The sequence below is a fragment of the Thermodesulforhabdus norvegica genome (assembly GCF_900114975.1).
In the GTDB taxonomy this organism is placed as follows: Bacteria; Desulfobacterota; Syntrophobacteria; order Syntrophobacterales; family Thermodesulforhabdaceae; genus Thermodesulforhabdus; species Thermodesulforhabdus norvegica.
Genome location: NZ_FOUU01000002.1, coordinates 16857 through 29320, shown reverse-complemented (window position 1 = coordinate 29320; position 12464 = coordinate 16857). Strand labels below are relative to the sequence as shown.

Sequence of the window (12464 nt, the reverse complement as noted above, 5' to 3'; positions counted from 1 at the left end):
TAAGCCCAAAAGCAAGATATAGAATGAGAGCCGGCAGGATTGTGAAAGGACGGACAATTACGCACTGCAAAGGCCAATCTGCAGAGATCGGTTCGATTATGGGAGACATAGTAAATTACTCGGTTTTCTCCAGATTCCATTCAGAAGTAGGAAAGTTTAACCTCAAGGGCAAGAGGCTCCTAATTCCGGACATGGCCCCTTTTGGAGCAAGGCTTCTTGCATCGTGCTTTCGTGCTTTTGACGTCGATGCCGTCGTAATGGAAACCTATAGGGGGCTTGATCTGGGAAAGGCCTATACCTCGGGCAAGGAATGTTTTCCCTGTCAGATTACTCTCGGAGACATTCTGTTGCATCTGAAAAGAGAAAAAGAGCGTCTGGGTTCTGCCTTCGACCCGAATCGTTACGTCTATTTCCTTCCCGAATCCGATGGCCCCTGCCGCTTCGGAATGTACAACAAGCTACAGAGACTGGTTCTGGACTCTTTTCCGGAATTCAAAAACGTTCGTATTGCCTACCTATCAACCGGAGATGCCTATTCCACAGAGGGAATTTTGCCCGAAGAAGATGCCTCCATTTTCAGAAAACTCGCCTTTGTTTCCACCGTTGCGGCCGACGTGATGGATCGGATAACATGGAGGGCCCGTCCTTACGAATCCCGGAAAGGCTCGGTCGACCAATTAGTACGGGAAGTTCTTGCTCACATGGAGAAGGTTATAGAAGCCAGAGGACGGGAGCTTCCCTTCGGAGAAATCTTTGACCTTCTTGGAGAAGCCGCCAGGGAAGCCTCCAACCTTGTGGATCGATCAATTCCACGAAAGCCTCTGATAGGAATAGTTGGGGAGATATACCTGAGGACCCATCCGGCGTCCAACCAGGGGCTCATACGGAAGATCGAAGAGTACGGCGGCGAAGTGGTGGACGCCTCCCTTGTGGAGTGGATAAGCTTCGTAAGCTATGAGAGGCTCAGAAAACTTGGCAGGGAAATAAAGCATTCGTGGAACATAAAGGCCCTGAAGAAGCTGAAAGAACTAGCCCGTTCCTGGGCTTCCCTGGCCCTTGAAGTAGCCTGGCAGAACCTTCGTCAATATCAGGGCTACAGGCGTGCTCTCACACACCTGGACATAGAACCGGACCACACGGTATGGCGAATCGAAAGATATCTTAAACGATACGATCTATTTTCCTTCGAAATCGGAACCGAAGCAGCCCTGAGCATAGGCGGCGCCATTGCTTACGTCGCGGAAGGCTTCAACGGCATAGTAAACGTATTTCCCTTTACCTGCATGCCCAGTACCATCTGCTCGGCCATTCTAAAGCCCATCCTTCAGAGGTTAAGGATTCCCTTTATCGACCTTGCCTACGACGGGTCCGTACAGCCGGGCAGAGACATGGCCATCCGCACCTTCATTTATCAGGCCCAGCAGCACCAGAAGCAACAGCAAAAGAGGCATCCCGGATGAGCAATCAGCTCCTTTTAATAAACGCCCTGTACCCCGAAGAATTCCGCATCGCTATTGTCGAAGGGTTCAACTTGGAAGGTTTCTTTATAGAGACGGCCTCCCAGACGAAACACCTCGGAAATATATACAAGGGGATAGTGGAGCAAATTCAGCCGTCTCTTCAGGCCGCCTTCGTAAACATAGGACTGGAGCGAAACGGCTTTCTACCTCTTGACGAAATACACCCCGAATACTTCGCCGTAGAACCCGTCGGTCAACCGCGTATCCAGGACCTTCTTCAGCCCGGTCAGGAAGTCCTGGTTCAGGTCGTCAAGGAAGGCGTCGGAAACAAGGGGCCGGCTCTCACGACCTACATAAGCCTTGCGGGACGCTATGTGGTTCTCATGCCCGGCTCTAATCAGCGAGCCGTTTCGAGAAAAATATCCGACGAAGAACAAAAAGAGCGTTTACGCCGCATAGCCCAGGAACTGACTCTGCCCGACGAGTTTGGAATAATCTTGAGAACCGCTGCTGCTTATCAGACCAAGCGTGCCATCATTAAAGATTTGAAGTATCTTTTAAGAATATGGGAAAATATTCGTGAAAAAACGGTCACGACACCTGCTCCTGCTCTCATATACAAAGAGCGCAGTCTGGTCATCAGAGTCGTACGGGACTATTTAACTCCGGATATAAAACGCATAATCGTCGATCAAAAGGATGTTTGCCGTGAGGTCAAAGATTTTCTGAAAATAATAACCCCACGGCATCAGCACATTGTTGAGCTTCATAAGCACGATACACCGATTTTCAGTCATTACGGGATCGAATCACAGATCGAACAGATATTTCACAAAAGAGTGTCTTTACCGTCGGGAGGCTATATAGTCATCGAACCCACTGAAGCCCTTGTTGCCATTGACGTAAATTCCGGAAGGGCCACATCGGAGCGCGATCCCGAAGAAACGAGCTTTCGTGTCAATCTGGAAGCGGCCGTTGAGATCCCGCGCCAGCTCCGGCTTCGTGACCTCGGAGGGCTCATAGTCATTGACTTTATAGACATGAACCTGGCAGCTCACAAGGCAAAGGTCGAGCAAACTCTTAGAGAAGCACTCAGAAAGGACAAGGCAAAGGTTTCGGTAGGGCGAATATCACGCTTCGGCATCCTGGAAATGTCACGACAGCACCTCGGGGTCAATGTGCAGTTCGGGACTTATCGAGAATGCCCCTATTGTAATGGCTCCGGTATGGTACAAACCCCCGAAGCGGCAGCACTGGCAATGCTGAGAAAAATCTGGAACTATCTGTGTCAGGGTACGGATTTCTCAGCCCTGCAAATCTCAACACCTCCCGATGTCGCTCACTACTTACTGAATCAAAAAAGACCCGACCTCCGGGCGCTGGAAAAACGATACGGTGTTCAAATACACATCTTCGGGGACCCTTCATTAAAACCTCACGAAAGCACGATCAAAACCATCGGTCACGGAGAAGGAAACGACCTCTGGCAGGCAGCCCACTCCCGTGCTTGATTTAACCTTTTTCGATAAAGCTCCCTGGTCAGATATGCCACAGAAAGCTCAAAATCCGTATCCGTTGATACCCTGATAAACTTTTCGTGGGGCACCTCATCCGGAGGTTCGTAGGACCTGATAAAGGGCTCAAGATGCTCAAGACGGGCATCGCTCAACTCTTTTTGATTCCCGCTCTCACGGCACATCAACCTTTCCTTCAGCACTTCCGGCGATGCTACTGCTTCTATCATAATTATGTGACACTTCGCTTCATCAAGACTTTTAAGGAAAAGCTCTCGCCAGCAAGCCCTGGAAAATGTCCCGTCCACCACGACAGAACGGCCTCTTTCAACCAGATCCGCCGTGCTCTTCGCCATAATCTCATAGATCCTGGAGCGTCTATCTTCGGAGTAGTCACCTGCACCAAAGGGACTCACCCTGACACCCGGATCCAGCCGCTTTCTGATCTCATCAGTTGACAGATATTCCCAATGGAAATCGTCTCTGATCCGAGCAGCGAGACGGCTCTTTCCCGAGGCAGGCAGTCCCATCAAAATTACCACGGTCGGCAGACCATAGGCCGCAGTATGCTCCGTCCCCAGTCTCATAAACTTCCGGGCTTTCTCAAAGGCAGGGCCGGTCAGACCGGCTTCACAGGACAGCGTCTCAAGACATGCCACCTTCGCCCTGACCAGGGCTCTATAAGCAGTGTAAAAATCAAGCAATCCCCAGAATTGAAAATCTCCGTTTTTTACACAGTACTTATCCAGAACGGCATAGGCCACATCCTCAAAACCGAGTCTGCACAGATCCATGAAGAGAAAGGCCAGATCCACCGCAACATCACCGAACCTCAACCTGTTGTTGAACTCTATGCAGTCCAGAATCTGTATTCCGTCACGGATGTAGATGTGCTCGGCTCGCAAATCCCCGTGACCGTCAACCACATAACCGTTGCTAACCCTTTCATTGAAAAGGGATCTATAGCGCACGGTAAAGGCATAAATGGCTTCTTTGAGCCACTTCAGAAGTTCAACCCCTCCGACCTCCCTGGCAAAAGGCAAAAGCTGATGGATGTTTTCGTAGGCATTAAACCTTACGTATTCTACACCTCCATATTTGGTAAAATGTGGATCGGAAACGGAAGCCCGGCCGTAAAAGTCCGCAAGACGTAAGCCGATTTTTTCTAGAATCGATTCATTGATCATATTCCCAAGGAGATAGTGCTCAAGGCTTTCTTCCTGAGGTAACTCCTTCATGACGACAGCATGCTCTACAGGCGACTCACAATCGCCCAGATAGAACTTTCCTCTACGACCGTCCAGGCAAATCTTTTCAACCCTGAGGTAAACATCCTCGGCAAGCCTTTTGTTCAATCTAACTTCCTGATGACAGTAAAATTTTCGCAACTCCGGGGTTTCATAATTTAAGAATCCAAAGTTCACGGGCTTTTTGATTTTATAGACCAATTCACCGGTAAGAAATACGACGGATATATGGGTTTCCCTGCGCTCAATCTTTGAAACCGGATGAGGATAAAATTCGGGATCTTCGAAGGCGAGAACTATCTCTGCAAAATTATCCTGCGATTTAGCATGACCTTCACCCATCACGCCTTTTTCCACCTTTCTATAAAAGCATAAGCACTGTGGTTGTGAATAGACTCGAAGTTTTCCACGTCCACGGCAAACCAGGTAATGTTGGGATCGGCTTTAAGCCTCAGGGCCACATCTCTTACGACATCTTCAACAAACTTGGCATTGTCGTAAGCCCTTTCGGTAACATACTTTTCGTCGGGACGCTTAAGAACGGAATATACGTCACAGGAAGCACAATCTTCCACCAGTTCTATAAGGTCTTCAATCCAGATGAACTTTTCGTAACGAACCGCTAACCTCACAATGCCTCTCTGGTTGTGAGCACCGTAATTGCTGATTTCCTTCGAGCAGGGACAAACGGTTGTTATGGGAACAATTACTTCAACTATGAGATCATAGCCCAGATTGCAGTCAAGTGCTCCGATGACACGACATCCGTATTCCATGATCCCCGTAGATTTTGTAACCGGTGCAAGCTTTTCTATGAAATAAGGAAAAGAAATCTCTATGTGAGCGGACTCAGCATCAAGCCTTTTCTGCATGGTCTCCAGAATACGAGGCAGATTGCGTATATCAAAATTACCGTAGAATTCGTTTAGAATCTCGATAAAACGGCTCATGTGAGTGCCTTTAAATCGCCTGGGAAGATTTACATACATGTTTATAGTGCCCACAGTATGCTGAAATCCCCTGGATTTATCCAGCACCGTAAGAGGGTATCGGATGTTCTTAACACCTACCTTGTCTATGGCAATATTTCTATGATCCCTCCGGCTCTGAACATCTACCACTATAGAGGGCCTAAAGTAGTACATGGAGTTCATTGCAACACTCTCTTATGATTCCTTTATTCCCAGGATCTGCTGAGCAATTTTTTCCATTGCTTCTCGTGTTGTATCAGAAACCCCACCGGCAAAAACCCCCTTCATATCGGCTTCAATAATGGCCTCATCGTAGGGTATGAAGCCGAGGAGCTGAAAATTTCTCAGGTTTTCCGTTATATATTCACGGTCGCGGTCCAACCTCACCTTATTGGCAACTACAAATATGCGCTCAAGCCCAATATCAGAGGCAAGCTCCCGAATCCGCTCGGCCGTCTCAATGCTCCTCTTTCCGGGTTCAACCACCACAATAAAAGCATCAACGCCACGGGCCGTCCCGCGTCCCAGGTGCTCAATTCCTGCTTCCATGTCCATTATGACGACATCATCCCTGCGAAGCACCAGATGATGCACGAGGTTCTTAAGAAGGACACTTTCAGGGCAGACGCATCCCATGCCGCCTTTCTTGACGCCGCCCATAACCATAAGCCGCACATTGTCTCCACACGGAACCGCCAGTGTGTCCGGAAGATCGTCCACCTTCGGGTTCATCTTGAAGAACCCGCCGAAAGTTCCGGGCACCGACTCCGTTCGTTCGGCAATAAGATCCTTCATCTGAGAAATGGGCACAATTTCGCCGGCATTTGGTATGCCAAGGGCATGACCCAGATTAGCATCGGGATCTGCATCGATTGCCAGAACCGAATAACCTCTCTGGCCAAACCATCTGGCCAGGAAGGCCGCTACGGTGGTTTTCCCCACGCCGCCCTTCCCGCTTATGGCTATTTTCATATCTCCTACCCCCTCAACCCTTCATTGATCTGGCAATTCCCATGAGCCGGTAAACCACAGCTCCGCTGAGATAGGCTATATCTTCGGTGGGAAGATAGGTATCGATGTTTCTGTCAAAAAGAATGGTTGCCTCGGGTTCGAACTCTTCGTCCCCCCGCCACAAAACAATCCGAACTTTTATCCTTGGGAAAACCGTAAATTCGTAAGCCAGATCACCCACTCCCTTAACCTCGACGCCTCCCAGAAGCGGCGCCGTCTTTGCAAAGAGATCGGGATCTGAACCAAAAGTTCTCAGGAAAGGATCCCTCGCCCGGCGTTGAAAGGCATCAAAATAAAAGTGACCCGAGGGTATGTCACGAAAAGTGATCCATTCACCCGTTTCCGGCTCACCGGAAGCGTTCAGGGCATAATGGGCAATGAGAATCTGATCCGTAAGGGATATTTCCTCTTCCGAGTCGGTTCGAAAAATGGCTACCTGTCCCGAACTCACATCGACCCTAATCGAAACGGGAATGCCAAGGAAGGGATATTGCATCTCAATGGAGCCATCGTCCGTAACCGAAACCCGAGCACCCGCTTTCCCCGCAAGATGATGAATGTTAGAAGAAGCAAGCTTTTCTTTGGCAATTCTCAGAGCTTCTTTATAATCGTCAATTCTGGGCACAGAAACTCCGCCTCCTTTAGCTTGTAAGCAAACTGTACAACCAGGTCAAAAACCTTTCAGACTATACTTCATATATTTTTCGATTAAAAGGCCTGACTGTGAAAAGATACACGTTCTATACGAAAACGAACACGTATTCGCCTTCGTTAACATCCACTATTAGCCGTCCACCTCTAGATTTCGCATAAACAACCCAGCCAGGCAGCAATTCAGAACAACAGGTCACATCGGGAAAAGACCTGTCGCTCTTGTGGTCATACCAGGCAAGTACCATGGGATCGTCAATCCTTCTCCGGGCTTCCCGTGCTGCCACTTCCTGAGCCCCAATGAAATCATTCCCGGGAAAATCCAGCGCAATCACGTCAGTCCACGCCATACTTCTGTCCCACTTTTTCGAGCACTTCATCCCTCATCCTTTCCCTTTTCGATCTCATCGATCCACCGATTTATTCTTTCTCTACCGTACACTCTTTCCCAGGCCGCCAAAATTTCCGAAACGGGGATGTCTTCTCTGTGGCCGTGGTATCTAACATACTCCATGAATCGCCTGCTTCCCGACTCTGTTCCCCCGATTTCTGGATCAGGAGCATAGGCCTGAAGAAGAGCATCATCGGTGCCGTTAAAATCCAGAGGGGGAACCCCAAAACGCCTGCAGGTATTCACGTCAAAAGTGGGAGAAGCCTTAACCCAGCGTCCTCCGATATACATCTCCACGTATCCGTGATAGCTCACAAGGTCGGTACCCAGCCTCTCCAGAAAACGTCGGGTTGCCAGATGGTTCTTCACATCGGCAAAAGCAGGTCTGGCGGGGATGCCAACGCAGCGGCACAGCGCACACATAACAGAGGCCTTACCTATGCAAAAGCTGGAACCTCGCTTAATTATCCAGCTGGCCCTGTAATGTTCTTCCCTGTAAAAAGGAGCATAGGGATCATAGCGTATTCGATCTCTGACCCAGTAATAGAGTCTAACAGCCTTTTCCACCTCACCGGAAACCGTTCCTGCTACCTCCCGAGCGACCTTCACAACCTCGGGATTTTCCGAATCTATAACACTCGTCGGCCTGAGATAAATTTTTAAGTCTTCCATCGTTTACGCCTCTTCTCTGACATCCTAATCTTAAGTACCCGACAGCAGAATCACAAGATCTCAAGCAAAAACCTTATCCAAAAAAGCCCCGGGAAGCCACCACTTTCCAGGGCCTTCTTCACCCGGGCAGTCGACGGGATAAAGACCGCACACTCGGTTTGCGGTTACCGTCAAAGTGTTGTAAATCTATGAAACAAAGTTAATTAGGACTTCCTGAGAGTGAGAAAAAATGAACGCTTTTGTAGCAAGACAGCCCATATTTGACAGAAATAAAAACCTCTGGGGATACGAAATACTCTACAGGCCTGCATCGGATGCTTCGGAAGCAAACATTGCCAATCCCGAAGAGGCCTCATACACGGTTCTTCACAATCTCTTAATGGTTCTGGATTTTGCAGAGTTTGTTGACGGTACCAGAGGTTTCATCAACTTCCCAAAAGGCCTTATTCTCGAGGGTATCCCGGCCGCACTGCCCACCGAAAACACCATAATCGAAATTCTGGAAGACACGGAACCGGGGCCGGAGGTTCTGGAGGCCTGTAAAAGGCTGAAAGATCGGGGTTACTCAATAGCCCTGGACGACTTTACACTTCGAAACTCAAAGCAACTGCCATTTCTGGAGTTTGCGGACATAATCAAGGTAGATTGTCTTGCAAGCCCTGTGGAAGAGTGGGGGGAAATAGCGAGGACTTATGGCCGCTCGGGAAAACTTCTTCTTGCCGAAAAGATCGAAACTCACGAAGCCTTCAAACAGGCTCTGGAGCTGGGTTTTCACCTTTTTCAGGGCTTTTTTTTCAGCCGGCCCGTTACCGTACTTCGTAAAGATATTCCCTCTGCCGTAATGAGCAGGATGAAGATCATGGCAGAGCTGGCATCGACAAGAGAAATGAATCCTGAAGATTTTGAAAAGCTTCTCAAGCAGGACCCAGGACTCACTTACAAACTGCTTCGTTACATAAACTCACCGGCGGTAGGAATGAGAACTCGGGTCACCAACATAAGACGAGCCGTCATATTGCTGGGGGAAAAAGAGGTCAGACGATGGTTGTTTATCGTAATCTACGGCCAGTTATTCGGCACGGCAAATCCCTACAGACTCTTCGAGCACTCTCTCCAGAGGGCCCGGTACATGGAATTACTCGCCGGGGATACATCAAAGGTTAAACCCGAGGAAGCCTTTCTTACGGGATTGATTTCCACTCTGGATGCTGTTCTGGAATGTCCCATGGAGGAAATACTTAAAAAGCTTCCGGTAGCAACCTCCATAAGGGAAGCCCTTTTGCAATTCAAAGGCCCTGCGGGCACTCTTTACCGGCTGGTTTTATCGCATGAACAGGATTCTTTAGAAGAGGTCGTAAATCTTTCAAGGCTTTTCGGACTGCCCATAAGCAGGCTTACAGAGCTTTACCTTGAGTCGCTAAGATGGGTTCAGCAGATTCTCTAACCCGGGTCGCCTTTTTTGGGTCACGACGAGTCTGATGAAAACCAGCTACCCCCGCCTTTAAGACCGACCTGATGGTTTAAGTCCCCGTGGGTTAATCCTCTTTTAAGCGGCCTGTGGGTATTTATTTATTGACAAGTCGGACTTATTTTATTATGTCATATTTGACATATAACTAGAATCCAGGCCCCTTCTGAAAAGAATCGGGAAATCCGTGAAAAAACGATGGCGAAACAGGGGGATGCACTCGGAAAAACGGGACGCCACCGTAACAGTTGATTTCAAAGAACCGGAAACCACAGGATAAAGAGGAATCGAAAATGAAACCGGTAAGGGTAAAGATTGACGGCCGTGAAGTCCTTGTCACAGAAGGCACCACAATCCTGCAGGCAGCTGAGAAGGCGGGTGTTCCTATTCCAACCCTGTGTTTTCACAAAAGGCTAGAGCCTGCCGGGATTTGCGGCATCTGTGCAGTTGAAGTAGAAGGCAACCCCGAACCGGTGCTTGCATGTAATACTTCGGTATCCGAGGGAATGTCCATCGTTACATCATCCGATAAACTAACGGCAATGCGCAGAGAAATTCTGAAAAACTTACTGGCACATCATCCCATGGATTGCCCGATTTGTGATAAGGCAGGCGAGTGTGAATTACAGGACCTGGTTTACAAGTATAATGTAACGGGAGTCGGAACCCCCAAGCCGATTTCAAAATTCACAGAAACCTATACGACCACCTTTATAAGAGCATGGCCGGAGCGCTGTATATCCTGTCTCAGGTGCGTTAGAGCTTGCAGTGAGCTCCAGGGCAACTATGCCCTTTCGGTTGTCGACGGACCGGAAGGTGTCCTAATTTCTTACGACCCTTCAAAATGCGTATCCTGTGGCGAGTGTATCCAGATATGTCCTACGGGTGCACTGACCGAAAAAAAAGCGTGGGAACGATGGCGAATCTGGCAAATAGAAAGAAAGGTTCGGACAACCTGTCCCTATTGTGGCGTAGGATGTCAGTTACTACTTCATGTGAGGAAAGGGAAAATCGTAAAGGTAACGGGCGTGGAGGATGCCGAACCCAACCGGGGTCGACTATGTGTAAAAGGGAGATACGGTTTTGATTTTATATATTCTGAAGAACGTCTGAAGACCCCTCTTATCAGAACGAGCGCAGGATTTAGGGAAGCTTCGTGGAACGAGGCTCTGGATCTAATAGCCAGACGTTTTAAAGAAATCATCAAGCTCCATGGGCCCGATGCGATAGCCGGGGTAAGTTGTGCCCGAAGCATCAACGAAGATTCCTACAATATGCAAAAGTTCTTCCGCGCGGTGATCGGAACCAACAACATCGATCACTGCGCCAGGACCTGACATGCTCCAACCGTCGCCGGTCTGGCGGCTGCTTTCGGATCAGGAGCGATGACCAATTCCTTCGGCGAATTTGCCAGGGCAAGGTTATTCCTCGTCATAGGATCCAACATGACCGAGGCTCATCCTGTAGCGGCCACCTTCGTAAAGGAAGCGGTGAGAAAAGGGGCTCAGCTTATCGTCGTCGATCCGAGACGGACCGGCATAGCAGAACATGCCACAGTTCATCTTGCACTGCGAGTAGGCACCGATATCGCTCTGCTGAACGCTATAATGCACGTGCTCATTGAGGAAGATCTTTACGACAGAGAATACGTAGAGCGATGCACAGAAGGCTTTGAGGAACTGGCGCAAAAAGTTAGGGAATATCCTCCTGAACGGGCTGCCGAAATTTGCAGCATTGACGCTTCCACCATCCGAAATGTGGCCAGACTACTCGCCTCCGTTAAACCGGCCATGCTGATCTATACCCTGGGAATTACCGAGCACACCTGTGGGGTAAACAATGTTCTCAGTTGCGCAAACCTACAAATGCTACTCGGAAATGTGGGACTTGAGTGCGGCGGCGTTAACCCTCTTCGAGGTCAAAACAACGTTCAGGGGGCCTGTGACATGGGCGCTCTGCCCAATGTATATCCTGGCTATCAGAGGGTTGATGTACCGGAAATTCGCAAAAAGTTCGAGTCCTTTTGGAGTGTCCCCCTGCCTCCAAATCCCGGTCTTACCATTCCGGAAATGCTTGACGGCCTTCTCGAAGGTAAGGTCAGAGGGTTTTATGTATTCGGCGAGAACCTGGCCAACACGGAGCCCAACATCCGACACGTTGAACGATGTTTAGAGGCAGCGGAATTTCTGGTGTGCCAGGATATTTTCCCCACAGAGACCACCCGCTTTGCCCATGTAGTATTACCGGGAGCAGCCTGGAGCGAGACCGATGGTACCTTTACCAATAGCGAACGGCGGGTTAACAGAGTCAGGGCCGTGAGCAGACCACCGGGACTGGCAATGCCCAGCTGGTTGATATTTAAGGAACTGGCCCGTCGCTTCGGACACGATTGGTCATCAAACAGTGCCAGAGAAATATGGGACAACGAAATCCGAGTCCTCTGCCCTCAATTTGCCGGAATAACCTATGCCAGACTGGAACAGGGCGGGCTACAGTGGCCGGTGCCACAGGAGGATCACCCGGGAACGGTTTATCTTCATAAAGACGGTAAGTTCCTTCGGGGGCGGGGGCGCTTTCACGCAGTGGACTGGACGCCTCCAGCAGAAATCCCCGACGAAGAATACCCTTTTGTGCTCAGCACGGGGCGACGCCTCTATCACTACCACACACGCACGATGACCGGCCGCTGCTGGGGTCTGGATGAATTGATGCCCGAGGAAACCGCTGATATTTCACCAGAGGATGCTGAAAGGCTGGGTATAAAGGACGGAGAATTGATAAAGGTTCGATCCCGTCGCGGCGAAGTCGTAATAAAGGCAAGAGTTACGTCTCAAGTACCCCGGGGCATGGTGTGGATGTCCTTCCATTTTCGCAGCACCGATGCCAACTGGTTAACAAACCCGGCATTTGATCCGGTAACAAAAACGGCAGAGTACAAAGCCTGCGCTGTGCGTATAGAAAAATTAGACTCAAACTAAAGTCCATCGGAGGCGGACAGGACAACGTAGTGGTCTGATGGTCGATACCTGAAACGGGTAATGCAAAGGTCAGGACAGGAAGTCTGACTTTGTCGGTTCTG

10 protein-coding genes are annotated in these 12464 nt (G+C 49.4%); 4 read left to right on the top strand and 6 right to left on the bottom strand.

Annotated elements, in window-relative coordinates; translation table 11 throughout:
* Positions 1-23 precede the first annotated feature (23 nt).
* Entirely contained in the window at positions 24-1460 is a 1437-nt protein-coding gene (locus BM091_RS03700; protein WP_245735253.1) for a CoA activase, read from the top strand.
* Positions 1457-2971, top strand: a complete 1515-nt coding sequence (locus BM091_RS03695) for an Rne/Rng family ribonuclease (RefSeq protein WP_093393591.1) — start codon at positions 1457-1459, stop codon at positions 2969-2971. Before BM091_RS03700 ends, BM091_RS03695 begins: the two co-directional genes overlap by 4 nt.
* Here BM091_RS03695 and BM091_RS03690 read toward each other — a convergent pair.
* The 6 genes from BM091_RS03690 to BM091_RS03665 form a co-directional block, all read right to left on the bottom strand.
* Entirely contained in the window at positions 2923-4563 is a 1641-nt protein-coding gene (locus BM091_RS03690) for a bifunctional aminoglycoside phosphotransferase/ATP-binding protein (RefSeq protein ID WP_093393589.1), read from the bottom strand. The two genes, BM091_RS03695 and BM091_RS03690, sit on opposite strands and share 49 nt — an antisense overlap.
* Positions 4563-5342, bottom strand: coding sequence for a GTP cyclohydrolase FolE2 (gene folE2, locus BM091_RS03685; protein WP_093394255.1), 780 nt, complete (start codon positions 5340-5342; stop codon positions 4563-4565). The genes BM091_RS03690 and folE2 overlap by 1 nt, the downstream gene beginning before the upstream one ends.
* A gap of 45 nt (positions 5343-5387) precedes the next feature.
* Complete coding sequence (locus BM091_RS03680; protein ID WP_093393587.1) at positions 5388-6164, bottom strand: ATP-binding protein; 777 nt, start codon at positions 6162-6164, stop codon at positions 5388-5390.
* Between the two features lie 13 nt (positions 6165-6177).
* Positions 6178-6828 (bottom strand): DUF3786 domain-containing protein, encoded by a 651-nt coding sequence (locus BM091_RS03675; RefSeq protein WP_093393585.1) that lies wholly within the window; start codon positions 6826-6828, stop codon positions 6178-6180.
* 115 nt (positions 6829-6943) lie between these two features.
* Positions 6944-7234, bottom strand: coding sequence for an AF1514 family protein (locus BM091_RS03670; RefSeq protein ID WP_093393583.1), 291 nt, complete (start codon positions 7232-7234; stop codon positions 6944-6946).
* The gene (locus BM091_RS03665; protein ID WP_093393581.1) at positions 7231-7917 is read right to left on the bottom strand and encodes a transglutaminase-like domain-containing protein; all 687 of its coding nucleotides are present in this window, start codon (positions 7915-7917) and stop codon (positions 7231-7233) included. The genes BM091_RS03670 and BM091_RS03665 overlap by 4 nt, the downstream gene beginning before the upstream one ends.
* Before the next feature lie 229 nt (positions 7918-8146).
* On the opposite strand from BM091_RS03665, the gene BM091_RS03660 reads away from it, so the two are divergent.
* Both BM091_RS03660 and fdhF read left to right on the top strand, forming a co-directional pair.
* Positions 8147-9361: an EAL and HDOD domain-containing protein gene (locus BM091_RS03660; RefSeq protein ID WP_093393579.1), complete on the top strand. Its 1215-nt coding sequence runs from the start codon at positions 8147-8149 to the stop codon at positions 9359-9361.
* Positions 9362-9678: 317 nt separating this feature from the next.
* Complete coding sequence (gene fdhF / locus BM091_RS03655) at positions 9679-12363, top strand: formate dehydrogenase subunit alpha (RefSeq protein ID WP_093393577.1); 2685 nt, start codon at positions 9679-9681, stop codon at positions 12361-12363.
* Positions 12364-12464 lie beyond the last annotated feature (101 nt).

What these genes read in the sequence shown, in the direction of transcription:
- BM091_RS03660 (WP_093393579.1), top strand. Translation starts at nt 8,147, where the DNA reads ATGAACGCTTTTGTAGCAAGACAGCCCATATTTGACAGAAATAAAAAC.
- BM091_RS03695 (WP_093393591.1), top strand. Translation starts at nt 1,457, where the DNA reads ATGAGCAATCAGCTCCTTTTAATAAACGCCCTGTACCCCGAAGAATTC.
- BM091_RS03680 (WP_093393587.1), bottom strand. Translation starts at nt 6,164, where the DNA reads ATGAAAATAGCCATAAGCGGGAAGGGCGGCGTGGGGAAAACCACCGTA.
- BM091_RS03690 (WP_093393589.1), bottom strand. Translation starts at nt 4,563, where the DNA reads ATGGGTGAAGGTCATGCTAAATCGCAGGATAATTTTGCAGAGATAGTT.
- BM091_RS03665 (WP_093393581.1), bottom strand. Translation starts at nt 7,917, where the DNA reads ATGGAAGACTTAAAAATTTATCTCAGGCCGACGAGTGTTATAGATTCG.
- BM091_RS03670 (WP_093393583.1), bottom strand. Translation starts at nt 7,234, where the DNA reads ATGAAGTGCTCGAAAAAGTGGGACAGAAGTATGGCGTGGACTGACGTG.
- BM091_RS03700 (WP_245735253.1), top strand. Translation starts at nt 24, where the DNA reads ATGAGAGCCGGCAGGATTGTGAAAGGACGGACAATTACGCACTGCAAA.